Source organism: Mongoliitalea daihaiensis (genome assembly GCF_021596945.1).
Classification (GTDB): domain Bacteria; phylum Bacteroidota; class Bacteroidia; order Cytophagales; family Cyclobacteriaceae; genus Mongoliitalea; species Mongoliitalea daihaiensis.
Window position 1 is genome coordinate 1,853,613 of the sequence record NZ_CP063779.1, and the last position, 26,500, is coordinate 1,880,112.

The window sequence follows — 26,500 nt, forward strand, 5'->3', positions numbered from 1 at the left end:
AAACTTGCAAAAATTTTAATGAATGAATCGTTTTATTAATTTTGTCACAGTCCGAGAGAGAAAGACGTTTTCCTCATCAACAGGCGTAAATTATTGTAGGGTGATGAAACTGGCAGACATGCCCTCCTGTCTCGGGGGTGGAGCTACCAACAGAAGTTGGGAATGGATAAAGCGCACAGAGCTCAGTGTGGCCTAACTACTCCGTGGAGGTTCGAGTCCTTCTCCTACAGCGATTAGATTAGATTTGGGTTTTTCAATTAAAAAGGCGGTTGACTTTTCAGGAAGGAACCGCCTTTTTGCTTTAAAAAATTTTAACTCCATCCCATCACGGTATTCACTGCTTTTATAGTACTTTTACTTGCAATTCAAAGCCCATGCAAGGTGTCTCTATCATTGAAAGAGTTTTATGCACGTAATTCCCGCATCCTCCGTCCATTAGCTTGGGTGGTAGGAATTGTGTTGTTTTTGCATGGAGCGTTGTTTCTTAGTGCAGACTTCCTGCTTCGTAGTTACTTGAAAGAAAAAGTATTTGAAGCTTCAGAGGGAAAGTATGCCATCGAGTTTGAAAAATTCAGGATTTCACTTTTGCAGCGGGGCTTTTCTTTCCGGCAGCTAACCTTGATGCCATTGACAGATTCCTTAGAGTTTTTGTCTGAGATCCCTTTCTATCAAGCTGAATTGCCCTACTTCAGTATCAAAGGAATCAATTACCACTTTAGAAGTAAAGAGCTGATTCTTGGAAATATTCAGTTGAAAGAGCCAGATTTGAGGGTTCGCTTTTTGACCCAGGAAGGAGAAAAAAATGAGGCTTCTCCACTGATACTATTGCAAGAGGAAATTCAGAAATCTTTCTTATCATCCACATTAAAAGATATCCGGATCAAAAATCTTGAGGTGCTTGAGGCTGATTTTTTAATCAATAATTTTATTTCTCAGCGGGCGATTCGTGGAGAAAACTCGAGAATTTACCTTAAGGATGTGCAGCTTCTTCAAAATAGAGTTCCTGAAACCCCCTTCAATGCGGAGGGCTTTGAGTTTTCTATGGAACAATTTGAAATTTTGCTAGCGGATAGTGTTCACCGAATATCATCCAGCTTGATTGACATATCCTCTCTCCAAGCGTTTATCAAAGCAAGCAAAATTCAAATCGAGCCTAATTTTTCCAAACCGTTGGATAGTTATTTTCAGTTGGAGTTGGATCAACTATCTCTAGCTGGTGCGGATATCAATAAATTATTTTATACGGGCGTGGTGGATATTAATTTTTTAAACGTGCAAAGGCCTTATTTTCAGCTTTATTCCACACCGAAACGGCAAGAAATAGACTTGGGGGAATTCGATCTTTATCAATTGATCGAAGGAATTTTAGAAGAAATCAACATTCAGGATTTGCAAATTGAGGAGGGAAAGTTTACCAAACGCAATACCTACAATAGGCACCTGTACTCGCTCCATAGTGAACGGGTAAATTTCAAAATGAACCAGGTATATGTCGGTCCTGATAACAGCCGTAAGCAGGATCAGTTTTTTTATGCAACAGACGCTTCCTTGGATCTTTTTGATGTGGATGTGTATTTGGGGGATTCCCTGCATCGGGTTACGGGGGATGTAGTGCGCTTAAGTTCTTATGAAGATGAGGTTCAAATCAACGGTTTTCAACTGGGGCCCTTGGAGGGCAAGCTAACCAGTGGAGGAAATACCTTGTTGGAAATTGCTATTCCCGAATTCAGAATAGCAAAAGCAAATCTGAAGAAAATTTATCAAGAGGGAATCATTCAGGTGGAGGAATTGATGATTGATCAACCTACCATTGTTTTGAGGGATGTGCAAAACAAGGAAGATGGGGCTGCATTTGACATTGCTTCCTTGTATGAGGATTTTTTGGAAGGGATTTATATTCAACATTTGGAGTTGCGTGAGGGATCTTTGGTTGTGGATAACAATCTCCGCTCTAGGCAGGATAGCTTGTCTTTTGGCACTATCAATCTTTCATTGGATAATTTTGCATTGGATGCAGCTACGGTTACATCCGAGTCTAGAGGGATTTTTTGGGCAGATGATATGCGATTGGAGTTTAAGGATTATGCTTTGAAGCTGTCTGATGATTTACACATGTTTTCAGCTGATCGGGTGTTGATTGACACCAAGTTGGATCGTGTATCTATCCGCGGCTTTCGAATCCAACCCTTTGATCAGGAACGTATATCCACTATTCTGGACCGGTATGACAAAAGTACTACTTTGGATATTTTTGTCCCTGAATTTACCGCAATTGGTCTAGATATCTTCCAAGCCTATGATCAGGGGATTCTCAAGGTGAGAAGGATTGACGTGCCTTCTCCAACGATTAAAATCCATCGTCATCGCTCCCAGCAAGATTCAGAAGAAGAAAAAGTTCAACGGGATGTACTCGAATTGCTCACTTCTTATTTTGAGTCTATTTCCATTGGTGCACTAAATGTTCAGAGAGGCAGTTTAAGTTATGAAAATTCCGTGCGGGAGCGTATGCGTACCTTTTCAGAGGAAAATATCTCCATCACTGTTAAAAACTTTTATGTAGACCGAGCTACTGAAATGGAAGGGATTGCTTCGTTGTTTTCAGAGGAAGTTGATTTGAGTTTGAATAATTATGTCTTCTCCGTGGCCAATGGAAAGTATAACATCGTGGCCGATCGTATCAATTTCAATACCTCTACGGAAGAAATTATAACTCGGAATGTGCGTCTTACCCCGAGTAGCACCACACAGGATAAAACCAAAATCTCTGCTACCATTCCTTCCCTATCCTTCAGAGGGGTAGACTTAGAGGCATTTTTGTTTGATAATGTACTTCAATTGCAAAAAGTCCGATTATTAGATTCCGAAGTGTTGATATTGATCAATAAGGATATTGAAACGGAGGGTACGGAGTTGGCAAGAAGGGCTAGAAGAAGAGATCGTGGTCTCCCTAAAACCATTGAGCGGATCTCCATCGATACCGTCCTGACGGAGCAGTCGAGGTTTAGTCTTTCTTTCAAGGAAGGCGGCAATACGAGTAATTTGATCAATACGGGAATCAATCTTGGGATTTATGATTTCGAATTGGATTCTACTCGAGCGAAACAGGCTGATATTGCCAGTTTATTTGGAGCTTTATCCCTAGAAATGGATGAGTTTTGGTTGAATCTACCGGATAGCATGCATCAGATTACCTTTGAAAAAGTAGAATTGGATACCCGAAGAGATGGGGTGCTCGTTTCTAATTTTAGAATAATCCCTAATGCGCTTTCGGGTAATCCCGGGAAGCCTATTTTTTCAGGACAGATTCCTGTGACACTTATTAAGATTAATTCCTTGAGTGAACTTCAGCAGTCCAAAGACTTATGGATTCGTGAACTCACGCTTTTTAGGCCTGATTTGGAAATATTCACAGATACCATTCGCAATCTCAAGAGAGTGAAAGATCCTCGAGATGCTGTCAAAGAAATCATATTAGAATCATTGCAAGTCGATGATTTTAAAATTGAACAAGGAAATATTGCCTTGATGGATAAAAATGGCGTTAAGCCTTCACAGACGCTCAAGGGATTGGATTTATTTTATGCGGGTTTTGTTTCTCCCCTCGAGGATTTAGAGCACCTGACTGTAGAGGATCTTGTCAAAGATGAGTTTTCGATTTTCCTTCCTTCCTATGAGGTTCTGATGAAAGACAGTCTTAACCGCATGAGGGTTCGAGGGCTGAGTATTCAAAATAATCGTATTCGGGTAGAGTCTTTGGACATGTTACCAACTGTTGGGAGATTTCAGTATCATCGCAAAGTGGGGTTCCAGTCGGATGTTGCTGAAATATACTTAGAGGATGTAGAAATCTTATATCCACAATGGAAAGAGCTTTTGGAAGAGGAACGGTTGAAAGCTCACAAAATAAGTATTGGAAATGTGGATGCCCGCATATTTCGGGATAAGCGTTTCCCTAAGAAAGAGGGGATAATCCGTCCTATGCCGCAGCTTCTGATGCAGCAAGCTGGAATAGAAGCGTATTTGGATACCTTGATTATTCAGCAGGCGTATATTGGGTACACAGAGTTTCCTGAAAAGGGAATGATCCCTGGCAATATTTATTTTTCAGATTTACAAGCATCTTTTATGCCCTTTGTATTAGCGAGGGACTCAAGTGACTTTTCTTTAGAAAAATCAGATGTATATGCCAAAGCCTTCCTAAATGGCGTAGCGCCTATAGACCTACAGGCTAGGATGTATTACTCTTATCCCTATCCAATGGATGTGAATGTGCAATTGGGAGCCTTTGACCTGATGTCAATCAACAGTATCGTGGAAGCCAACGCGTTCGCCAAAGTACAGCGTGGTCGTATAGATGGAGGTAATTGGTCTTTTATCGCTCATGATGATTATGCGGTTGGCAACATGACCTTGCTGTACTCTGATCTCCGGGTTCAACTATTGGATGAGCGAACCTTGCAAGCGGGAAAAGGGAGGAAAAAAATCTTAACCTTTGTATTGAATGCTTTTGCTGTCAACAGCAATAATCCGCGGAAATTGTCTGGTAGAACCGTGCGCTCAAGAATCTATGAAGAACGGGATCGGGAAAAGTTTATTTTTAACTATTGGTGGAAAACTAGCTTGAGTGGAGTCAAAGGCAGTTTAGGTCTTGGTCAGCCCACACAACCCAAGCGGAAGGAAGATTGATAATGCCACTGGTATATTCAAGTCTCTTGTGATGTTTTTAACTATAAAAGCCCCCATATTGGACTGGGGGCTTTTGTATAACTTGTTTTTAATGGTGGATTTCGGATTTACTTACTTCCAATCAAATAGTCCTTCGTTTAAGCTTCTGAGGGCATCATTTTTAAATGTCGCATCCAAGAGTAAGGACACATTGTGTCTGCTGCCACCATAGGACACCATACGTACAGGGAAGTCAGTCAAGCAATTCATGACATGAGCAACCGTACCTTTGGATTCAGCGATCAAGTTGCCAACGATAGAAACAATTGCCTGATTTGTATCCACTTCCACATGTCCTAATTTTTCCAATTCTTGGAGAATTTCTTTCAAATGGGACAGGTCATCAATGGTGACAGATACAGCTACTTCGGAAGTAGTAATCATATCAATGGAGGTTTTGTATCGCTCAAAAACTTCAAATACCTTTCGTAAGAAACCATAAGCTAATAGCATTCGGCTGGATTTGATTTTGATGGCAGTGATTCCGTCTTTGGCAGCGATGGCTTTTACACCAGATCCTTGTTCTTTGGCGGTAATGGTGGTACCCACAGCATCCGGTTCCATGGTATTGAGGAGTTTGACCGGGATATTAAATTTCTGTGCAGGCCATATGGATGCAGGATGGAGTATTTTAGCGCCAAAATAGGCCAACTCCGCTGCCTCATCGAAAGATAATTGCGCTATTGGACGAGTTTTGTCTACGATTCTCGGATCGTTATTATGCATGCCGTCTATGTCCGTCCAGATTTCCACGACTTCTGCATTGATGGCTGCTCCCATCAAGGAGGCAGAATAATCCGATCCGCCGCGCTTCAAGTTATCGACTTCATTGCGGTGATTTTTGCAGATGTAGCCCTGCGTGATAAAGATTCTGTCTTGAGGAAAATTGCCCAAGATGTTTTTCAATTTATCCTTGATTTTAGGCAATTCTGGCTCATGATTCTCATCAATACTCATGAAGTCCAAGGCTGGTAAAAATACCGCAGGAACGTCTAATTCCTGTAAGAGCGTGTAAAATAACTTGGTAGAAAGCAATTCACCTTGAGCGAGAATGTCCCGGTTGATGGCTTCATTGAAAGATATTTTTAGGATGATATTCAGAAACTCAAAATGTTCCTGAATAATTTTTTCAGCCTTCTTACGTGCTGCTGCTGTTTCGAGCAACTCTTGGTAAAATGTCAGGTAGTGCTTATAAAGTGCATCGATCCGCTCCTTAGCTAAGTCTTTTTTGGCTTCAGCGAGGGCTTCTCCGATTCCTACCAATGCATTGGTGGTACCGGAAAGTGCGGAAAGTACCACTATCTTTTTTTGATTATCGCGGGTAATTAAGTCTTTTACCTGATGCATGCGTTCGGGCTTTCCAACAGAGGTTCCCCCGAATTTCATTATTTTCATTGTGTGTAAGGTTTGAGTTGCTAAGGTTTTGCTGCTTAATTCTAATGTGTAACCATAACGGAGAGCTGACCGCTACTGATTGGATTTGGGACTAATTTTTTTTAGCCTTTACTTAAAATCCAAGCATTTTAATAGCGGTAATTGCTGCTTCATCTCCTTTGTTCCCATGTTTGCCTCCCGCTCTGTCCAAGGCTTGTTGCATGGTGTCAGGGGTCAAAACTCCAAATATCACCGGTTTGTTATACTTCAAGCCAACATTCGTAATTCCATGTGCCACGGCATCGCAAATAAAGTCGAAGTGACGAGTTTCGCCCTGAATGACACAACCTAAGCAGATCACTGCATCTATCTCTTCTTCTGCTGCAAGCCATTGTGCACCTAATGTAAGCTCGAAAGAACCGGGTACATCTTTTCTGTAAATATTTGATTTCTGAGCTCCATGAGCCAACAGGGTTTCAAGGGCACCATCAAACAATGCTCCTGTAATTTGATCATTCCATTCAGACACTACAATACCAAATTTCTTATGGGAGATATCCGGAAGGTTATGGGTGCTGTATTCGCTGAGACTTTTTAAGGATGTAGCCATGAGTGTTAAATGTTTATAGAGGTTTTAAAACAAAAAGAGTAAGACCGGAGGCCTTACTCTTCATGGATGTATGCAAAACAAGCATCACTTAGAAGCAAGGCCTTCCAAACGAGCTTTATGTTTTCTAGCGTTGGTAAATTCGAAAGATTCAAAATATTTCTCTTCGATTTCGTTGTAAGTTTTAATCGCATTAGCAACATCTCCCGCTTCTTCGTAAGCGATCGCTAATTTGTTCAGATAACGAGGAGCAAAGAATTTATTTTCTTTGTGATTCACTGCTTTTTTGTAGTTGGCTATCGCGTCAGATGTATTGCCTAATTCTAGGTATGCATCGCCTAGCAATCCAAAAGCTCTTGCTTGCACAAAATAATCACTTGCTGAGAATTTTTTCAAGTGGTCAATCGCTTTTTGGAAGTTACCCTCTGAAAGATAAATTGATCCAATGTAGAAATGTGCTAAGTTAGCAGCATCTGTTCTTCCGTAGGAATCTACAATTTTCAGGAATCCTGCATTGGAACCATCCCCATTCAGAGCTAAATCGGTTTCATCTTGCTCAAAATAGTAGACCGCTTGGAACATTTCTGCTTGTGCTTTTTTGTCCTGATTTTGGGTATTAATCTGCATAAACAGCACACCCGCGATGATCAGTATGATCACTGCGATCAGTCCTCCTACCAATTTTGTATTTTCTCGTACAAAAGCTTCGCCTTTTTCCAGTCTACCTTTAATTTCTTCAGGGTTTTCTAGTAATTCGTATTCAACTTCAGCAGCTTTTTTAGTGTCTTTCTTAGCCATTATTTCTAATTTTTCGCCCGCAAATATAAGGCTTTTACTTAATTCCCAAATACTAACAAAAAAATCAGTCATGTGTATTTTTCATACACGATGACTGATTTTCATTTATTGATTGCAATTATTCCATCACAAAAGGATAATCTTCCTGTATGTAGACGTCATTAAAGGCGTCCTGACCATCAGGCCAAGGAGATTTTTCAGCAAATTTTACAGAATCATCCACTTGTTTTTTCACTCGTGCATCAATTTCTTTGATTTCTTCTGCTGTCAAAATATTATTTTCAACAATAGTAGCTTTTACTTGCTCCACAGGATCTCGTTGCTTGTATTCCTCTACCTCTTCACGAGTTCTGTACTTCTGAGGATCTGACATGGAGTGCCCTTTGTAGCGGTAAGTTCTGAATTCCAATAAAGTTGGACCATCGCCTCTACGTGCCCTATCGGCTGCTTCAGCTACAGATTCGTGCACAGCCTCTACATTCATTCCATCCACAGGGAAGGAAGGCATGTCGTAAGCTTCCCCGATTTTATACAATTCGGTAACATTGGAAGTTCTCGCTACGGAAGTACCCATGGCATATCCATTGTTTTCAATGACGAAAATCACTGGCACTTTGTACAACATGGCCAAGTTGAAGGCTTCGTGTACCGCACCCTGTCTCACGGCTCCGTCACCCATGTAGCAGATACACAGGTTTTTGGTGCCCTGGTATTTTTCGGCAAAGCCAATACCTAGGCCCATAGGAACTTGTGCACCTACGATACCATGACCACCCATGAAGTTTCTTTCTTTGTCGAAAATGTGCATGGAACCACCTTTACCTTTGGTAGTACCGGTAGCTTTTCCGTACAATTCTGCCATCACAGCTCCTGGATCCGTGCCCAAGCCTAGTGGATGAGCGTGGTCACGATAAGCCGTAATCCATTTATCGTCCTTGGTCAAAGCAGTGATTGCGCCGGAGGCACAGGCCTCCTGACCGATGTATAAATGACAGAATCCTCTGATTTTTTGCTGTCCATAAAGCTGACCTGCTTTCTCCTCAAACCTTCTCATCAACAGCATACTTTCGTACCAGTATGCGTAGGTCTCTTTGGAATATTTCGCTTTTGCTTTGGTAGCAGTACTCTTCTTTGCCATATCAATTCAAGTAAAATATGCTAATTTAGGCCTCAAATATAATCAATTGGACTGAATTTTAAGACCAGTTGCGAAAATAGTCAAAATACCTAGCGTACACACACAATGCATCTCAAAAATCTGAAATTGCTGCAATTTAAAAATTATGCCAAGGCAGAATTCCAGTTTTCTTCGGAGATCAATTGCTTGGTGGGGAAAAATGGCAGTGGCAAAACCAATATCTTGGATGCCATCCACTACCTCTGCCTGACCAAATCGGCTATTAATGGAGCTGATTCCCTAGCAGTGCAGCATGGATTGGATTTTTTTACACTCATGGGGGATTTTGAGCGGGAAGGAAAATCCTTGGAAGTACGATGTGTGGTAGAATCGGGAAAGAAAAAGCAATTGCTTCAAAATGGGAAGGCCATAGAGAAGATGAGTGAACATGTGGGTCTGCTTCCCATTGTCCTCATCGCTCCGGATGATACGCGACTGATCAGCGAAGGGAGTGAAGATCGCAGGCGCTTTTTTGATTCCATGCTCTGTCAGCTGGATCGGCAGTACATGGATCAGTTGGTCCGCTATCAACATTTTTTGAAGCAACGCAATGCGCTGATCAAACTGTTTGCCGATAAGGGAAAGTGGCAGGAGGAATTGATGGAGCCCTATAACCGGGAATTGATCCAAGGGTCGAAAGTATTGGCAGCCAAGCGGCGGTCTTTTGTGGACGAATACAGTCCCTTATTGGTGGATTATTACAGCTTTATTTCCGATGCACAGGAACCTGTCAGCATCAGCTATGAAACCCAGTGCTTGGAAGAGGATTTTGATACAGCTTTTCGGGCAGCAGCGTCCAAGGATTTTGTTTTGAAAAGAAGTACGATGGGTATCCATAAGGATGATTTTGTTTTTCAGATTGGAGGATATCCTATCAAAAAGTTTGGTTCTCAGGGACAGCAGAAATCATTTGTGATAGGCTTGAAGCTGGCCCAGTTTCAGGTATTCCACGCACATTTGCAGGTAAAGCCCTTGTTGTTGTTGGATGATATTTTTGATAAGCTGGATGATGGCCGGATATCCCAATTGATGCAATTGGTGGCAGACCATGCTTTTGGGCAATTGTTTATCACCGATGCTCGCCCGGAGCGTTCTAAAGAGATACTCAAAGGGGTAGATGCGGAATGTGTGTTTTTTGAGTTGGGGCCAGCCTATCATGAGCGGTGATGACTACAGGATGTTGTTTGTTTTAATGTTTTTTTACGGAAAGTCCGTTTCTTTTGCTACATCTTCTCATATCTTGCTTGTGCATACTATCTTTCAACTCAGCTAGTATATCCTATTTCAGGTTCATCGATTTATCATAAAATTTCTGATGCTAAGCATATTGTTATTTTTTTCATGGTTTACCAATCAGCAATACCAAGTGATGGTTCCGATAGATCATCAGTTGCAGGATAGTAAGAAAATACCAATCACCTATACCATCATAGGAGATTTCGACAAAAATAGAGAGAGCATTTTTTTAGTCGATGATCCTCTGCTTACATGGGATGAACTATTTGATATTGCTAAGGGATTGCAGGAAAAGTGGAATATTGTAAGAGTACATGGCAGACAACAATCGGAGGAAATCAAAAAGCTGGTTGTCCAGAACGAACAGGTAAACTGGAAGTTGGCATACAGATTCTATAATCAGCAACAGGCCGTAATGGACTTGGAGTATGTCAGAAAGGCAATCGTAGGGGATCAAAAGATTATTCTTTTGGGGCAGGGGTCAGCAGCTGCTGGACTCCTACATTATTCAACCAATTACCCGGAGAGTGTCAGTAAAAGTGTTTGGTTAAGCCCATTAATTTTGGATGTACATAAAAACTTAGGTTTTTTCACACCTATTCATAAGCTTAGCCGCTCCAACGCTCTGCTTAATCCGCTTTTGTTATTCTATTTTTCTTCCCAGACGAGTTTGAACCTAAGGGACCTTTCAGCAGATGAAAGTCTTTGGGGGTATTTCTCGAGTTTTTTGTTCCCTAATTTTCAGTATGCATTTCTAAGAAACGTGCACTTAGAAGATATTGCAACTCAGGTTCGATTATTTGAGCATTCTTATGCCTTTGGTTTGGCCAATGATCAGCGTCATCCATTTGGTAACTGGCTGAGAGAGGCAAGTAGCGATTTATGGGTAGCGCATCAAAAAGAACGATTTGATGTCTATGGTATCAGGTATGATCAGCCCATGGAAGTCCAAGAAGCTACACTCATTCTAGCGGGTAAATTTGATCTCTTGGTGAGCTATCACAGCTATGAAGTGTTATCGGAACTGGTCCGTATGAATAAGCCTATCATCATCAACGATGGTCATGGCTTGACAGCTTTGCATTCTTCCGGGCTCCTTCCAGATCTTATTCATGCTTTTTTAACCAATGATGCAGAAGGGAAAGTGCGGGTATTTGAAGAAATGAAAAGGTTAGGGCTGTATCCTGCTAGGAAGTGAAACTAGTGGTTGAGTTTTTTTAAACTATTTCCAACTAAAAACTTGTTTCTTTCTTTCTTTAAGGGCTTTATGAGCAAGAAAGCTTGTAAGTATTAAAATAATTATTGATTTTAACCCAAACGTTATGTTTAAAACCGTAAAAGTTCTAGGAGTATGTTTATTACTCAGTTTTGGTTGGTGTTTCCAAGTGGAGGCGCAAGAGGTGATTCCTGAAATCGGTGGCTTTGTTGAAAAAGAAGTTGGTTGTCGGAATAACGAAGAAATTAAAGTTAAAAGATGCGAGTGGGTGATTTATGAATCAGCTTGTGATCCAAGTATTCAAGATTTATGTTAGGAATAAAAGAGGGGATACCCCCTCTTTTTTAAATTAATGGATATGAAAAAACTCCTTTTATTGGGTGCGGTTTTCTGTTTTACCATGTGTTCTCCATCGGGTGAGTCTGAAGATCATGATGGTCCTCTATCAATAGACTTAGACGCAGCAGACAAGGGTGTTCTTTCAGATATAATGGAATCCGTTCGATACGTGCTCTTAAAACCAACTGATGCATACCCCATTTCATGGCCTCACAGTGTTTTTGTTGATAAAAAAGGAAATTTTTACGTACGGGATATCAATACCTATAATTTGTTAGTTTTCGATTCATTGGGTCAGTTAGCGCATGTTTTTGAACCAAAGGGGACTGGACCTCAAGAGTTTTTTCGTATAGGTGATTTTCAAGTGATGGATGATCGGGTAATAATTTTTGACGATTCCATATTAAAGATAATTGAGTTTGATCTTCAGGGTGAGTTTATCAACGAGTTTAGATGTAAGAGAGGCTTTCAAAAGTTATATAAGGGGTCTGACTTCTTGCTTGGTTTTACCAGTTACTCAGCTGATTTTGGTGGTTATAATTTTGTTAGGAGTACGATAGATGCTGATGAACAGGAAGGGTTTTTGAAATTTCCTGATGAAAAACAAAGAGTAGGTAATTTTGATACGCACGTTAGCTTCATTTCTTCCATTTACAGTCCTAATCTTTATTTTAACGTGACATTTTCAACCCAAGTGGCTCAGTTTGACAAAATCTCAGGGAGGTTAAGTTCAGTTATTGATTTTAACTTTGGGAAATATAGTATTCCCGATAGCTTTTTTAAGCTAGAAAGACAAGAATTGTATAGATTACAGGAGGAAAACAACTTAGTAAGAGAAATTGGATCATTTTTCCCATTTAAAGACTTTTATTTTGTATGTGTGTCCCAAGGAATGGGGAAAAAGAAGCACTATATTCTACTTGATAAAAATAAAAAGCCTATTTTTCATAAGTATAACTTGACCAATGACTTGGATGGGATGAAAATGTTGGGTTCACCCTGGAGTTTTTCTGCCAACGAAGTAATCCATATGATCGATTCCCGTGATTTTTTAAGCGAGTACAAGCAGACCTTTGCGGGTAAGGATACAAGCAATTCGCCTGATGGCATCCATCAATTTGTACAGGAAAACGAAGATAAGTTAATCGATGATTACCATGTATTGGTTTTATATAAACTCAAAGCAACTTTTTAATAGCGCTTTCGGTTGATTTGGGCATCTAAGGACAATCGTCCGGGGCCTGTAATGCTCAATACCACGAAGATCAATAAAAACAAGAGTGCCTTTTCTTTGGATGCAAAGGGGTCGTCTGCATGAACCATAAACGCCGCCACAAACATGGTGAATCCCAAGGGCAACAAGCAAATCCGGGTCATAAATCCTAACAGTAGCAATATGGCGCAAAAAAACTCGGAGAAAATCGCCAACTGAAGGGATACTGCCGGCCCTACACCTAAGGGGTCTCTAAAAGTACCGAGTTTATTGGTAAAATCTGCAATCTTGGCCCATCCATGGGTAAGCATCATGGCTGCTGAACCGATTCGAAGCAATGCCAGCGCAAAATCAAGCGCAAAAGGTTTGGTGCTAAAGATTAACTTTTTCATGGATTTGGGATTGTAATTGCATTTTATTTTTCCAAAAATAAGCATTTAATTCATTCTTGGCAGTAACTTAGGGATGCTTTATACAAACTAATCCAAATGAACTATATGAGATACCTGTGTCTGATCATAACTCTGTTAGTGCTACCCTTTTCTTTTTCCTTTGCCCAGCAAAAAAGTGATGCCTTAACTATTTACAGTACTTCCTTGTATGGATTTGTCCAAGAGGAATTGTATCCTATGATTGCAGAATCACTTTTTGATGCAGAGGAGGCCCCTTCTGTGGATGAATTTATTGCTTTGGCAAAAAAAATTGATCAGCAGGTACAGGATCATCTCAAAGGACAAGAGACATCCTTGGATGCGTCCGATATTTCAGAGGCTGTGGCGATGAGAAAGGCCCTGCTGGTGCAGCTCTCAGAAGCGTATATGGAACGTGCTGAGGGGCTTTCTGCGGAGGAGAAGTCCGCCTTCTTTCAACAGTACTTGGTCCAATTAGGGATACTGGATGACTTGACCAACCTGAATGATGATTTGTCTCGTTCCTTGATGATGGCACTTCATTATTCCTTGGAGATTCCCTTCGGTATGCCCAATACCCGTGTGGAGGAATTTATATTGTCCAGAGAAGAACCCATGCGCGAAAGTTTGAAAGCGGCCATGGTTATGAATGAAATGGTCATGCTGTCCGGAGGCTACGAAGTTAGTGAGCGTTTGGTTAAGCAATTTGTAGCAGAATATCCTCAATCAGTCCATTTGCCCAATATGATGGAAGATTTGAAAGGTTTGGAGCGCCTGCGAACAGGAGCCCAGGTGACTGACTTTGAATTTAAGGATTTGACAGGATCGACGGTGCGTCTTTCAGATTATCAAGATAAGATCATTTATTTGGATTTGTGGGCCTCTTGGTGTGGACCATGCATTCAAACCTTTAAGACCAAGACGCCTGATTTTGAAAAGAAGCTGGTGGGTTTGGATGATATCGTCTTGATGTATGTATCCGTAGATGAAAAAGAAGAATCCTGGAAAAATTATTTAGATAAAAACCCGATGAATGGGGTTCATTTGTTTGCAGGTCAGGGTTTTGAAGCAGAGATCATGCGTTACTTCAAAGTATGGGGTATCCCGAGATACCTGATTTTAGGCAAGGGAAATAAAATCCTCCAAGTCAACGCCCCCCGACCAGGGGATGAAGCTTATGAGGCGCTGATAGAGATTGGAGAGGGAGTTGAGTGATCTCGCAGAATGCGCGGAATGAACGGAAGTTTCGGAATGGTCTCTCGCAGATACAGGAGATTTAGCAGATTTGACGCAGATATAATTAATTTCTTCTGCGCCTTCAAAACTGCGTCTTTGCGCCATGGCGTGACACCTTTTTCTTAGTGCCTTAGCGCCTTTGTGGCAAAAGTCTCTCACAGATACAGGAGATTTGGCAGATTTGTCACAGATATAATTAATTTCTTCTGCGCTCTTGAAACTGCGTCTTGGCGTCATGGAGTGACACCCTTTTCTTTGTGCCTTAGCGCCTTTGTGGTAAAAGTCTCTCACAGATACAGGAGATTTGGCAGATTTGACGCAGATATAATTAATTTCTTCAGCGCTCTTAAAACTGCGCCTTTGCGCCATGGCGTGACATCCTTTTCTTTGTGCCTTAGCGCCTTTGTGGCTACAATCTCTCGCAGATACAGGAGATTTAGCAGATTTGGCGCTGATAGAATTTATTTCTTTAGCGCCCTTTAAATTGCGTCTTTGCGCCATGGCGTGACACCCTTTTCTTTGTGCCTTAGCGCCTTTGTGGCAAAAGTCTCTCACAGATACAGGAGATTTGGCAGATTTGTCACAGATATAATTAATTTCTTCAGCGCTCTTAAAACCGCGTCTTGGCGTCTTGGCGTGACACCCTTTCTTCATCCTTAGCTCCTTTAGAAACCATACCCTTGCATACCTTTTCCAAACAACATTATAATCTTAGGAAAAGGTAAAGTTCTTTTTTAGTTGTATTTTAGCAAATGAATAAAATATGAATATTCAAGTGTAAAACGTTTTTTTACATCAATAAATTTTCAAATGAATTTTTTTAACTAAAAACTTGCTTCTTTCTTTCTTTCTTTAAACTGTTCTTAAAGGCAGTTTGACCTGTTTGACGTTAAAATTATTTCTAACCTAATTTAACGTATTATGAAAAAAAATTTAATTGTTTTCTTCATTTTCGCAATGGTAGCTTCATTTTATAGCTATTCATCAGCGCAGGACCAATCATTAGAACCGGGTGGAGATGGTCCAGGATGTGTCAATTTTGGTTACTCAATTTGGACCTCATCAGGTCCATTTACCAAAGACAGGACTTTCTACAATTGCTTTTGTGGAAAAGAGAAAGGAATACCTGAGCAAGCTTGTATGTAAGTTAGTTTGTGAGGGGTGATTTTAATTACACCCCTCACATTTATTATAAAAATAAAGTCAAGATATGAAGTGGATTAGAATAATTAGATTCGTTTTTATTATTTCGTTGATTGGTTGCTCCACGCAGGAAAAGGAGGTTGTTTTCGATAATAAAACCTTGGAAAATTTAATCACAGATGATGTCTTGCGAAACCCAACAAAAATACTTGCGGTACAAGGAGGTCTTTTCGTAGTTGTCGACGAATTTGGTTCGGAGGGATTTATCAAGATTTTTGAGGATGACTGGACCCTTCTTGCTTCTTTGGGGAAGTTGGGAGATGGGCCAGATGAATTTTATGATTACCCATCCATCCTTCGTGGAGAAAATAATGAGGTTTTTGTTTTTGATGGCTTTAAAAACAGTCTATTCCGTTTAGATACCGATTCGGGAGCGTTATCACTAGAGCCTTTTGAAGTTTCTGAGATGGCCTTGATAGAAGATGTTATTGGGGTAACGCCAACCCATATCATTTATCAGTCAGCAGGTTTTCAAGACCTCCTTGTTACACAATCTAGAAATACTGGGAACGCTGTAAGCACTGTTCCATTATCTATCAAAAACCCACATTTTCAAGTAAGTGGAACGGATAAGCTCGTTTTTTCTTCCAACTACTTGGTTAAGAAACCGGATGAGGCAAAGTTTGCTGCTGTGTTTAACTACTATGATGAATTAATAATTGTCGATGAAACTTCCATAGTAACTCATGAGGTGATTTTTGGGGATTTGAAGTACGATGAAGGAGCTACTATTATTGCATTTACAGCTGTCGCAGCTACCAAGGACGCTATTTACACAATTTACTATGGAAAAGACGTCCTTGAATTAGAGGAACCAATGACTTGTGAATTGCTTGTATTCGACTGGCAAGGTAAACTCCAACAACGCCTTACCCTCGACCAACCTCTTAACTTCTTAACCTTTGACGAGCAAAAAGGTATTCTGTACGGACTAAACCCCATGAATGAAGACAATCCAATCTACCAACTCGACCTTAAGAGCTCTCGCTGATATGGGAGATTGGGCGGATTTATCACTGATTTTTTACGGAAGACCCCAAAAGATTTCTCACAACGTCCGCAACGGATCTACGCTACGTCCGTAGAGAATCATGTGATTGTTTCGTTGAGCTCTTGGCGTTCAGCGTAACGTTTTTGGCGTGAACCTTATCGGTGTCTCTCGCAGATACAGGAGATTGAACGGATGTGCCACGGATATTATTGATTTCATTTTTGCCTTTTAAATAGCGCCTTGGCGTCTCTGCGTGAAACCTTTACCTTAGAGCCTCAGTGGTAGTATCCACCTAGGCCCTAAGGTATTATAGTATCAGCCCCAAAGGTTATCCGGATATTCACCCTTTTCATGAAGTGCCTTCAAGGCTTCAATCACTCCAGGCTTATCCTCTGTATACGTTACCCCAAACCATGTTTTGCCGCCTTCTAAGATTTCAAAGGCCGCTTTGCCTGCTTGAATCAGGTTGTTGGCAATAGTCGGTATAAAAAATTCGGATTTAAGATTCTCCTGATTGGCGGGGAGAAACTCCTTCCACATAGACTCAATATCAGAGAATACTGCTGGATGAAAGCCCCAGAAATTCATGGAAACAGGCGTGCCTGCTGCAATTTCCAAAACTTCCCCATCTCCTTTGGCCAGAATTTTCTCTCCCTCACGTGCAATAGCCGTACGTTCGGTCATGCCAATGAGTTGGTTAGCGTCATTCATTTCGCAAACGCCTCTAGAAACTGTACCATTTTCGGATAATACATTCTCAATGGCATAGCCGACCATGGCGTGCAAGTTGGGCTGAACGCCATTGCTCAAAAACTTTCCAAGTACTTCAAATGCCTCTTTTCCATAAAAGTCATCTGCATTGATCACAGCAAAGGGTTCTGCTACTGCATCCTTGGCACAAAGGACCGCATGGGCGGTGCCGTATGGTTTTACACGGGCAGCATTCTGGAATTCTGCTGGCACAAATGATTGCAAAGACTGAATCACAAAGTCAACTTCGATTTTTCCCTTGACCTTTGGAAGTATCAGTTCTTTGGTAGCTTCCAAGATTTCCTCTCGTACGATCAGGACCACTTTTCCAAAGCCAGCTCTAATGGCATCAAAAATGGAATATTCCAGAATAATTTCTCCGCTTGGTCCAAAGCCGTCAATTTGTTTATTTCCTCCATACCTGCTGCCCATGCCGGCAGCCAATACTAAAAGTGTTGGTTTTGTCATAAAATCAATTGGTTAGTAGAAACGCAAATTTAGTCTTTTACGGGTACTTTAAAAGGATTGTGTTTGTTTGCTTTAACTAGCTGATTTTTCATAAAAATTCAATTTCCTTCTAAAGTGGGTAGTAAAATGAGTCAATACTTTGCTTAAAAGCGATAAAATTCTCATTTAGGGTTTCTAAAACAATCTGATTTAATAAAAAATGTATAAAAATTGGATTTGATAGTTAAAAAACTAATCAAAAATATTTTTTTATCAAAAAAACCGCTAGATTAGCATCGAAATCCTATTAAACCGAATAAAATATTGCAGAAAATGAAAAAAATCGAAGCAATTATTAGAACATCCAAATTTGAAGACATTCATAGATGTGTCGCAGGTTTGGGAGTGAAGTTTTTCACCTTCTATGAAGTCAAGGGGATGGGCATGGAGCACCCCAAAGTTCAAACCTACCGGGGGGTGGCTTATGAACCTGCCTATATTCCCCGTACCAAAATAGAAATTGTAACCACTGATGAGCATGTGGATGAAATAATCAACTGTATTCTGACTCAAGGGAGGACTGGAGAAGTCGGAGATGGAAAAATTTTCATCTATGAAGCATTAGAAGCTTACCGTATCCGAAATAACGATACCGGGGAGGCTGCTTTATAAATCATTCTCATTACATCTTTACTCATGTACTAACGATCAAACCTATGAATCAAGAAATCTTTACTATCAATAATTTGTGGATGATGGTGGCCACTATTTTGGTATTCATCATGCACTTAGGCTTTGCCAGTTTGGAAGCTGGCTTGACACGCGCCAAAAATACGGTCAACATCTTATTTAAAAATACCATTATACCAGCCATTGGCTTATTGACCTATGCGTTTATAGGTTTTAATTTAATGTATCCGGGCGATGATTTTGCAGGCAGTTTTTTTGGTCTAGCAGGTATCGGTTTGGCACTCCCTGAAGGATGGAGTACCTCTGCCTACAATGAAGGGTATACTTTTTTCACTGATTTTATTTTCCAAGCCATGTTTGCTGCGACAGCGGCTACAATTGTGTCGGGAGCTGTAGCTGAACGTATCAAATTAGGTCCATTTATATTCTTTTCACTCATCTATGTAGGGATTTGTTACCCTATAGTGGGTATGTGGAAGTGGGGAGGAGGCTTCTTGGATGCGTTGGATATTCCATTTTATGATTTTGCAGGCTCGACGATTGTTCACTCTGTAGGAGGCTGGGGAGCCTTGATAGGTGCTTATTTGTTAGGTCCACGATTGGGAAAATATACGGAGTCCGGTATGAAAGCTATCCCAGGTCATAATATTCCCATGGCTACCATAGGGGTATTTCTTTTGTGGTTTGGCTGGTTTGGATTCAATGGAGGGTCTGTATTGACTGCTGATCCGGGTACAGTTTCTCTGGTATTTGTCACCACTGCGATTGCGGGGGCCTCAGGTGCTATGGGTGCCTTGGTAGCCTCCTACCTCAAATTCAAAACCTACGATATCACCATGGTACTCAATGGGATTTTGGCTGGCTTGGTATCCATTACCGCAGGAGCAGACTTAATGGGAGTAGGAGAAGCAGCTATCATCGGTTTTATCGGTGGCACTATTGTGGTATTTGCCGTTGTGTTCTTTGATAGAATTAAAATTGACGACCCCGTGGGCGCGATCTCTGTTCATTTAGTTTGTGGAATTTGGGGCACTTTAGCCGTTGGGCTTTTTGGAGATTTGGCAGGAATGGGACAAGTATGGTCGCAACTCATTGGTATAGGAGTTGTTGGTGCTTTTTGTGTGGGCACTTCCTGGTTGATTTTCTTCAGCATGAAGAAGAGTATTGGAATCCGTGTAGATGAGCGGGAAGAATTGGAGGGCTTGGATATCAACGAACACAGCATGTCTGCTTACCCGGATTTTGCTTCTAAAGATTAAATTCTAGTTTATACAATTGACTATAGCCATTATATACAAAAGCCGGGATGATTTTCATGCCGGCTTTTTTCGTGAGGTGATTATCTTTGATAAGTGAATAAGTGAAAGTCTCACATGGTTCATTGCGGATCATCGACGATAATCAACAGTTGTTAGCCGACGGTTTGGCTGCCGCCTCATGAAATAGGTTGACAGGTTATTGACCGATGACCGAATGACGTGAGTAATTTTCCTTAAAAGGCTTTTAAGCTGATGTCTAGTGATTTTATAGAATGAGTCAGCGCGCCGACCGATATAAAGTCAACTCCACATTCGGCTACAGTGGCTAAGGTTTCTTCCGTAATTCCCCCAGAAGCTTCTACCAAGAACTTGCCATCAATTCTCCGTACAGCTTCTCTCATGGTTTCAAAATCCATATTATCCAGCATGATGTAGTCAATGCCCCCAATAGCCAAAACCTGATCTACTTCTGCTAAGCTGCGGGTTTCCACCTCAATTTTCAGATCTAACTGATGTTTGTGAAGGTAGTCTTTGGTGTTGGCAATAGCCTGTGCAATCCCTCCTGCAAAGTCAATATGGTTGTCTTTGAGCATCACCATATCATAGAGTGCAAAGCGATGATTGACTCCGCCGCCGATAGCCACTGCCCATTTTTCAAGCATTCGGAAATTAGGGGTTGTTTTTCGGGTGTCGAGCAATTTGGCCTTGGTATGCGCAATTTTTTTGGTCAGATAAGCGGTTTTGGTAGCTATGCCACTCATACGCTGCATGCAGTTGAGAACCAATCGTTCTGTACTCAAAATGGAGGCAGCCTTTCCTGTAACAATTAAACCTATAGCTCCGGGCAACACAACCTGACCGTCATCGAGTAATCGTTGGACTTGAAGGCTTGGATCGTAATATTGAAAGATTATTTCAGCCAATTCCATTCCGGCCAGTACGCCAGGTTCTTTGATAATCAACCGTGCTTGTCCTTGCTGATTGCTGTCAAATGCAGATAAGCTGGAATAATCTCCCGGTCCAATGTCCTCCTGTAGGGCTGCTTGAATGAAGGCATGTATGCGGTCTGTAGTTAAATAGGGTAAGTTTCTCACAGCGCAAAGGTAAGCATATTTGGCTTTACTCTTTGATGATATCGAGCGCAAAAACAAGTGGGCCTTCTTTTTCCGATTTTGCTTTGATTAATATCTTGAAACGCTGTTCACCTGAAAAATAATGAGCCATTGTAGCCGTAAGATCGTTGCTTCCTGCGCTTTTTTGGAGTAGATGAAAATCTAGGGGAGGATATTTTTTGAAAAAATCGCGCATGACCTGCTCAGCCTGATTTTTAGAATAATGTCCCGAATTTCCACTGATATTAATCTCTACTCGCGACCCAAAGTAATTGGATAGCTCCCTGCTAGAACCATTTTTGAATGTATAAGCCAAGTTATCCAAATCGTGTAGTTTACCCACTCGGGCAGGTTGATGCCACCATTGAATGGTTAATAGGCTTAAAACGAAAATAAAGGTACTCAGGTTTGTCATGATGATCTAATTGAACAAATATTAAGCCAAAAAGAAAAAAATATTTCCATGCTAATTTTGTGGCATTGGTAAAGAATAGGCATTTTTACAAACTCATTTAATTTTTGTAAGGAATTAACCACACATGCGACATGAATAAGAAAGTTATTTTGATGATTTTGGACGGGTGGGGACTTGGTACCAATCCATCTGTTTCTGCCATTGAAAAAGCACAAACCCCCTTCATGGATAGTCTTTTTAATACATATCCTCATAGTAAACTCGATGCTTCTGGATTAGCTGTTGGGCTTCCTGAAGGACAGATGGGGAACTCTGAGGTTGGACACATGAATATCGGTGCCGGACGCGTGGTATATCAGGATTTGGTAAAAATCAATAAAGCAGTAGAAGAAGGAGACCTCAATACGCATCCCGTCTTGCAAGAAGCTTTTGAGTATGCAAAGAAAAATACGAAGGATGTACATTTTATCGGGCTTGTATCGGATGGGGGTGTTCACGCACACATCAAGCATTTAAAAGGACTGTGTGATGCTGCCAAAGCCAATGGGTTGAAGGAGGCTTTCATCCATGCCTTTACCGACGGTAGAGATACGGACCCTAAGGGGGGTCTTGGGTATATCAAGGACTTACAGGCACATTTAAAGGGCTCTATTGGTACGATCGCATCAGTTGTGGGAAGATACTATGCCATGGATCGGGATAAGCGTTGGGAGCGCGTCAAGCTAGCGTACGACGCCCTAGTCAAAGGAGAGGGAGAGCGTTCCAAGGATATTACAGCCTCTATTTCAAAGTCTTATGTAAATGGTGTTACGGATGAATTTATCCGTCCAATCATACAAGCAAACGGCGATAATAAGCCCGTAGCAACCATCAAGGAGGGCGATGTGGTCATTTGTTTCAATTTCAGAACAGACCGTGGCAGAGAAATCACGCAAGTATTGACTCAAGAGGATTTTGAAGATTACAACATGAAAAAAATGAATCTTCATTATGTCACATTCACCAGCTATGACGATACCTTTAAAGGTGTAAAAGTCTTATTTGAGAAGGATAATTTGAATAATACCTTGGGGGAAGTTTTGGAAAAGGCAGGTAAAAAACAAATCAGAATCGCTGAAACCGAGAAGTATCCTCACGTGACATTCTTTTTCTCAGGCGGTAGAGAGGTTGCTTTTGAGGGGGAGAGCAGGATCTTATGTTCGTCTCCAAAAGTAGCTACTTATGACTTAAAACCCGAGATGTCTGCCTTTGAAATCGCATCAAAAATAAAGACAGAACTCCGTAAGAAAGAGGTGGATTTTGTTTGTCTAAATTTTGCCAATGCAGATATGGTTGGTCATACGGGGGTGTTTGATGCGGCAGTGAAAGCTTGTGAAGCGGTGGATGCCTGTGCAAAGCAGGTGATTGAACAAGCCTTGGAAAGTGGGTATACTACCATCGTCATTGCAGACCATGGCAATTCTGATATGATGATCAATGAAGATGGTTCTCCAAATACCGCCCATACCACCAATTTAGTACCGTGCATTATGGTAGATAAAGACGATGTCCTCCCTGTAAAAGACGGGAAATTGGGTGATTTGGCTCCAACCATCCTAGCCTTGATGGGAGTAGATGTACCACAAGAAATGACAGGAGATAATTTACTTATTAGGTAGGTTAGATAAGATATGAAAAAGCTTCAAGCGCAATTTTATCTAGTTTTCGGATGCATGAGTATTCTTTTTATCTCCCAGAGTTGTAATCCAGAGTCTAGGGAGAGATCAGAGGTGGAGACTGCCTACTTTCCGATACAAGAGTTTGTGGAGGTTTTGGCAAATAAATTGGATGGGCAAACAGTGTCTAGACAAGCAACTGTCAACGGGAGCCAAGAAAGGTCAGAGGATGTTTTTGCATTAGAGGATTGGTTGAACGAATTTGATTTCTTTATCCAAAATGATATCAATAAGCCAGCCCTGGCTGCGGCTTATGAAAATACCCGAAGTTTGGAATACCTCATTCATGAGTTGAAGGAAGGGGAGAAAAATAAAACCCAAAAGGTAGTGGTCCGCTATGAAGACGGGAAAGTCAAGGAGTTGAGTTTCTTTGAAAAGAAAGAAAACTTCTTTTATACTTCCGAAATCAGAGGGGCGATGTTTTTCAACTCAGGCACCGAGCAGTTGAGTCACTATGTGATCGAAACTGCACAAGATGTCATCTGGTCCAAGCCTAATCGAATGGTGATTCAGGGGTATATCCGCTATTAATTTCAGTTATTTTATAAGTTTGGGGGATTTAATCTGTGGTTTTGAGAACTTTATCGAAAAAAATAAAATCAACTTTTGTTAATTCGAGCAAAAGTCCGATATTTGCAGACTCAATTTAAAAAACGTCTATACTATTACGACAATATATCATGGCAAAAGTTTGTGACATCACCGGTAAAAGACCTCGAGTAGGTAACAACGTATCGCACGCGAACAACAAGACCAAGCGTATGTTTTATCCAAACCTACACAAGAAAAACTTCTACATCCCAGAAGAAGATGCTTGGATTACGTTGAAAGTTTGTTCCAAGGCTTTGAGAACAATCAACAAAAACGGTATCAGTGCCGTGTTGAAAGATGCTCAGGCCAAAGGTATGATCATCATTAAATAATCAGTCAAGTTAACGCATATAAATACTAGGAAGCGATGGCTAAGAAAGGTAACAGAGTACAAGTGATTATGGAATGCACAGAGCATAAAGAGTCTGGCCTTCCAGGTACTTCAAGATACATCACAACAAAAAACCGTAAGAATACTACGACAAGATTGGAATTGAAAAAATACAATCCTATCTTGAAGAAAATGACGGTTCATAAAGAAATTAAGTAATCAGGCACGGTGTTGTCAACAAACAACCTATAATCCTCTAAAGACATGGCAAAGAAAGTAGTAGCGACCCTAAAGAAAGAAGGTGGAGTAACGTATGCTAAAGTTATCAAGGCTGTGAAGTCTGAAAAAACTGGTGCTTACACCTTCAAAGAAGAAATGGTTCCAACAGCAATGGTACAGGATACCTTGAAAAAATAAGAATTTATTTCGATATTATTCGAAATGTCCCTTCGAGCAATGACTTGAAGGGACATTTTCATTATATTCGGGCTTCAATTACATACTATTATGGGAATCTTCGGTTTTTTTTCCAAAGAGAAGAAAGAAAGTTTGGATCAAGGGCTTCAAAAGTCCAGTGAAAATATTTTTTCAAAAATCAGTAAAGCGGTCGTTGGTAAATCCAAAGTAGATGAGGATGTATTGGACGAGCTGGAAGAAATTCTGATTACTTCTGATGTAGGGGTAGATACCACGATCAAGGTCATTCGTAGGATCGAGGAACGTGTTGCCCGCGATAAATATTTGAACACCTCAGAATTGGATGTGCTCCTTCGAGAAGAAATTATGGGCTTATTGGAGGAAAACAAAAGTGCGGATCTTTCTGATTTTGATCTTCCTGCCGATAAAAAACCTTATGTCATCATGGTGGTAGGTGTCAATGGAGTTGGCAAAACCACTACCATCGGTAAGCTGGCTCATCAGTTTAAAGCAGCAGGGAAGTCCGTTGTCTTAGGTGCAGCTGATACCTTCAGAGCCGCAGCAGTGGATCAGCTAATCCTCTGGGGTGAACGCGTGGGGGTACCAGTGATTTCTCATGGGATGAATACAGATCCTGCTTCTGTGGCTTTTGATACCGTCAAGAGAGCGGTAGAGATGAATGCAGATGTAGTGATAGTAGATACCGCGGGCCGCTTGCATACCAAGATTAACTTAATGAATGAGCTTACCAAAATCAAGCGGGTGATGCAGAAGTTTATCGACGATGCCCCACATGAAATCCTATTGGTATTGGATGGATCTACTGGTCAAAATGCCTTTATTCAAGCGAAAGAATTCACGAAAGCTACAGAAGTCAGCGCACTGGCCATTACAAAGTTGGACGGAACCGCAAAGGGTGGAGTAGTCATTGGAATCTCTGATCAGTTTAAGATCCCGGTAAAATATATTGGAGTAGGGGAAAAGATGACAGACTTGCAAGTATTTAACCGTAAGGAGTTTGTAGATTCTTTGTTTAAGAAGAAGTAAGCGATTGATTGGTTCTTGCGCCTTGTTTCTAATCTCACTAACCTCTAGCCAATCAAAATTCGGTCTTAAGCCTTACATATCCCTCATAATCATCTGATTCAGCATCCAACAACTTGAGATAAACTCCATCTGGAGTGAAAAACGGTGTGCGACTGATGATGTCGGCATTGAAACTAATCTCTGCCAGTTTCTGAAAATCAGCATCAAAGAAGAGTAGTCGATGGTCTCTGATGACCTTATCGTTCACCTTTTTCTCCGATATAATCAGATTCCTTACAAAGTGATTGCGATAAGGGTCCCAAGTGATGGCTCCATAGCGGCTGCTTTCATGATTGGGTAAAAAGGCAATCATCTCCCCATACTGTTCCGTTTTTCCTTTGAGGAATTGTAGCTTTTCGGACGAACCGGCATATTTCCATTCCTGTCTATCCGCATGAATTAGCAACAAAGAATCTGAGGCCGGCATCGAAATAACTTGAGCTTGGAGTTTTGGGTGGTAAGTGTTGTAAAAGGTTCCTAATTCTACATCCTCTAAAAACTCTTTATAAAGTTCGGGGAAAGTAAATGATGCCAAAGGTCGGATTTCATCTGAGGTAAAATCTGCTTCCCAGATCCAAGGATTGTTTTCAAAACTTTCTTCTTTGAGAACAAAAGGTACTAATGGGATGATCAATCGTTGGTTTTCTTTGTCCCAGGAGATTTGTTGGCCTTTGAGTATATTGAAAAGCGCATTGGGTATTTTACTGTCCAAGGGAAATGGAATTCTTTTTAAAACTTTGCCCTTTTTGTCTAGCTGAATCAGTTCTTTTGGACTGTTCAGAATAAATATGTAATCATCTGTAATCAACCCCCCATAGCTAAAGGTGCCAATGCCATCTGGGCCTTCTTTTTCTAATAGCTGTTTGTTGACTGGTGTAAGTTCCGGGTAGGGTACTGTGAAAAGGGAATTTTGTGCCAATGAAATTAATGACCGCGAAGATGCATCATACATAAATGTGCTTGGTAGCCGACTTGTTTCTAGATCTTTTTCAATATAAACGGTATCTAGGATTATTTCTTCAATTGGACCGTAAAAAACGATAGGAGTCTTTGTATCTTGGGTAGATGAACAGGAGAATAGAAATATAAGCGAAGAAACTAAAAGAATTAGTGTGTTGAAAAGCTTTGCGAATTTCATATCGGATCGTTAGGATTAACTAAT

25 protein-coding genes are annotated in these 26,500 nt (G+C 40.9%); 16 read left to right on the forward strand and 9 right to left on the reverse strand.

Translation table 11 applies throughout. The annotated features are described in order from the left end of the window. Positions 1-381 precede the first annotated feature (381 nt). Entirely contained in the window at positions 382-4,686 is a 4,305-nt protein-coding gene (locus tag IPZ59_RS07870) for a hypothetical protein (RefSeq protein WP_236139321.1), read from the forward strand. Between the two features lie 111 nt (positions 4,687-4,797). Here IPZ59_RS07870 and IPZ59_RS07875 read toward each other — a convergent pair whose 3' ends face one another. The 4 genes from IPZ59_RS07875 to pdhA form a co-directional block, all read right to left on the reverse strand. Continuing rightward, a complete protein-coding gene (locus tag IPZ59_RS07875) occupies positions 4,798-6,120 on the reverse strand; it encodes an aspartate kinase (protein WP_236139322.1) in 1,323 nt (440 codons plus the stop codon). Between the two features lie 112 nt (positions 6,121-6,232). After that, positions 6,233-6,709 (reverse strand): 6,7-dimethyl-8-ribityllumazine synthase, encoded by a 477-nt coding sequence (ribH, locus tag IPZ59_RS07880; RefSeq protein WP_236139323.1) that lies wholly within the window; start codon positions 6,707-6,709, stop codon positions 6,233-6,235. A gap of 84 nt (positions 6,710-6,793) precedes the next feature. Beyond that, positions 6,794-7,504 carry a tetratricopeptide repeat protein gene (locus tag IPZ59_RS07885; RefSeq protein ID WP_236139324.1) on the reverse strand — a complete coding sequence of 237 codons (711 nt, stop codon included), beginning with the start codon at positions 7,502-7,504 and terminating at the stop codon, positions 6,794-6,796. Positions 7,505-7,622: 118 nt separating this feature from the next. After that, the gene (pdhA, locus tag IPZ59_RS07890; RefSeq protein ID WP_236139325.1) at positions 7,623-8,642 is read right to left on the reverse strand and encodes a pyruvate dehydrogenase (acetyl-transferring) E1 component subunit alpha; all 1,020 of its coding nucleotides are present in this window, start codon (positions 8,640-8,642) and stop codon (positions 7,623-7,625) included. Between the two features lie 105 nt (positions 8,643-8,747). Between pdhA and recF the strand changes: the two genes are divergently transcribed. The 4 genes from recF (at position 8,748) to IPZ59_RS07910 (ending at position 12,667) form a co-directional block, all read left to right on the forward strand. Beyond that, positions 8,748-9,848 (forward strand): DNA replication/repair protein RecF, encoded by a 1,101-nt coding sequence (gene recF, locus IPZ59_RS07895; protein WP_236139326.1) that lies wholly within the window; start codon positions 8,748-8,750, stop codon positions 9,846-9,848. A gap of 148 nt (positions 9,849-9,996) precedes the next feature. After that, entirely contained in the window at positions 9,997-11,115 is a 1,119-nt protein-coding gene (locus IPZ59_RS07900) for a hypothetical protein (protein ID WP_236139327.1), read from the forward strand. A 124-nt stretch (positions 11,116-11,239) separates the two neighbouring features. Beyond that, entirely contained in the window at positions 11,240-11,449 is a 210-nt protein-coding gene (locus tag IPZ59_RS07905) for a hypothetical protein (RefSeq protein WP_236139328.1), read from the forward strand. A gap of 42 nt (positions 11,450-11,491) precedes the next feature. Next, positions 11,492-12,667 carry a 6-bladed beta-propeller gene (locus IPZ59_RS07910; protein WP_236139329.1) on the forward strand — a complete coding sequence of 392 codons (1,176 nt, stop codon included), beginning with the start codon at positions 11,492-11,494 and terminating at the stop codon, positions 12,665-12,667. On the opposite strand, the gene IPZ59_RS07915 is transcribed toward IPZ59_RS07910, so the two are convergent. Further along, on the reverse strand, positions 12,664-13,077 hold the full coding sequence (locus IPZ59_RS07915; RefSeq protein ID WP_236139330.1) for a DoxX family protein: 414 nt from the start codon (positions 13,075-13,077) through the stop codon (positions 12,664-12,666). The two genes, IPZ59_RS07910 and IPZ59_RS07915, sit on opposite strands and share 4 nt — an antisense overlap. Positions 13,078-13,173: 96 nt before the next feature. Between IPZ59_RS07915 and IPZ59_RS07920 the strand changes: the two genes are divergently transcribed. From IPZ59_RS07920 to IPZ59_RS07930, 3 genes are all read left to right on the forward strand, one after another. Further along, on the forward strand, positions 13,174-14,310 hold the full coding sequence (locus tag IPZ59_RS07920; RefSeq protein ID WP_236139331.1) for a TlpA family protein disulfide reductase: 1,137 nt from the start codon (positions 13,174-13,176) through the stop codon (positions 14,308-14,310). A 942-nt stretch (positions 14,311-15,252) separates the two neighbouring features. After that, positions 15,253-15,477: a hypothetical protein gene (locus IPZ59_RS07925; protein WP_236139332.1), complete on the forward strand. Its 225-nt coding sequence runs from the start codon at positions 15,253-15,255 to the stop codon at positions 15,475-15,477. A gap of 157 nt (positions 15,478-15,634) precedes the next feature. Beyond that, positions 15,635-16,525: a BF3164 family lipoprotein gene (locus IPZ59_RS07930; RefSeq protein WP_236139333.1), complete on the forward strand. Its 891-nt coding sequence runs from the start codon at positions 15,635-15,637 to the stop codon at positions 16,523-16,525. Positions 16,526-16,840: 315 nt separating this feature from the next. On the opposite strand, the gene IPZ59_RS07935 is transcribed toward IPZ59_RS07930, so the two are convergent. Further along, a complete protein-coding gene (locus IPZ59_RS07935; RefSeq protein ID WP_236139334.1) occupies positions 16,841-17,743 on the reverse strand; it encodes a nucleotidyltransferase family protein in 903 nt (300 codons plus the stop codon). 312 nt (positions 17,744-18,055) lie between these two features. Here IPZ59_RS07935 and IPZ59_RS07940 point away from each other — a divergent pair, with 312 nt between their 5' ends. After that, on the forward strand, positions 18,056-18,394 hold the full coding sequence (locus IPZ59_RS07940) for a P-II family nitrogen regulator (protein ID WP_236139335.1): 339 nt from the start codon (positions 18,056-18,058) through the stop codon (positions 18,392-18,394). A 44-nt stretch (positions 18,395-18,438) separates the two neighbouring features. Continuing rightward, entirely contained in the window at positions 18,439-19,671 is a 1,233-nt protein-coding gene (locus tag IPZ59_RS07945; protein ID WP_236139336.1) for an ammonium transporter, read from the forward strand. 233 nt (positions 19,672-19,904) lie between these two features. Here IPZ59_RS07945 and nadC read toward each other — a convergent pair whose 3' ends face one another. Both nadC and IPZ59_RS07955 read right to left on the reverse strand, forming a co-directional pair. Next, positions 19,905-20,765: a carboxylating nicotinate-nucleotide diphosphorylase gene (nadC, locus tag IPZ59_RS07950; protein ID WP_236139337.1), complete on the reverse strand. Its 861-nt coding sequence runs from the start codon at positions 20,763-20,765 to the stop codon at positions 19,905-19,907. Between the two features lie 25 nt (positions 20,766-20,790). Next, on the reverse strand, positions 20,791-21,198 hold the full coding sequence (locus IPZ59_RS07955; RefSeq protein ID WP_236139338.1) for a DUF4783 domain-containing protein: 408 nt from the start codon (positions 21,196-21,198) through the stop codon (positions 20,791-20,793). Positions 21,199-21,329: 131 nt separating this feature from the next. Here IPZ59_RS07955 and gpmI point away from each other — a divergent pair, with 131 nt between their 5' ends. The 6 genes from gpmI (at position 21,330) to ftsY (ending at position 25,299) form a co-directional block, all read left to right on the forward strand. After that, positions 21,330-22,856 carry a 2,3-bisphosphoglycerate-independent phosphoglycerate mutase gene (gene gpmI, locus IPZ59_RS07960; RefSeq protein WP_236139339.1) on the forward strand — a complete coding sequence of 509 codons (1,527 nt, stop codon included), beginning with the start codon at positions 21,330-21,332 and terminating at the stop codon, positions 22,854-22,856. Positions 22,857-22,868: 12 nt separating this feature from the next. After that, positions 22,869-23,444, forward strand: coding sequence for a hypothetical protein (locus tag IPZ59_RS07965; protein WP_236139340.1), 576 nt, complete (start codon positions 22,869-22,871; stop codon positions 23,442-23,444). Between the two features lie 149 nt (positions 23,445-23,593). Continuing rightward, positions 23,594-23,836 carry a 50S ribosomal protein L28 gene (gene rpmB / locus IPZ59_RS07970; RefSeq protein ID WP_236139341.1) on the forward strand — a complete coding sequence of 81 codons (243 nt, stop codon included), beginning with the start codon at positions 23,594-23,596 and terminating at the stop codon, positions 23,834-23,836. 35 nt (positions 23,837-23,871) lie between these two features. Continuing rightward, complete coding sequence (gene rpmG, locus IPZ59_RS07975) at positions 23,872-24,054, forward strand: 50S ribosomal protein L33 (protein ID WP_236139342.1); 183 nt, start codon at positions 23,872-23,874, stop codon at positions 24,052-24,054. 45 nt (positions 24,055-24,099) lie between these two features. After that, on the forward strand, positions 24,100-24,252 hold the full coding sequence (locus IPZ59_RS07980) for a DUF4295 domain-containing protein (RefSeq protein WP_236139343.1): 153 nt from the start codon (positions 24,100-24,102) through the stop codon (positions 24,250-24,252). A gap of 90 nt (positions 24,253-24,342) precedes the next feature. Continuing rightward, on the forward strand, positions 24,343-25,299 hold the full coding sequence (gene ftsY / locus IPZ59_RS07985; RefSeq protein WP_236139344.1) for a signal recognition particle-docking protein FtsY: 957 nt from the start codon (positions 24,343-24,345) through the stop codon (positions 25,297-25,299). A gap of 52 nt (positions 25,300-25,351) precedes the next feature. Here ftsY and IPZ59_RS07990 read toward each other — a convergent pair whose 3' ends face one another. Then, on the reverse strand, positions 25,352-26,476 hold the full coding sequence (locus IPZ59_RS07990; RefSeq protein ID WP_236139345.1) for a DUF4221 family protein: 1,125 nt from the start codon (positions 26,474-26,476) through the stop codon (positions 25,352-25,354). Between the last annotated feature and the right edge of the window lie 24 nt (positions 26,477-26,500).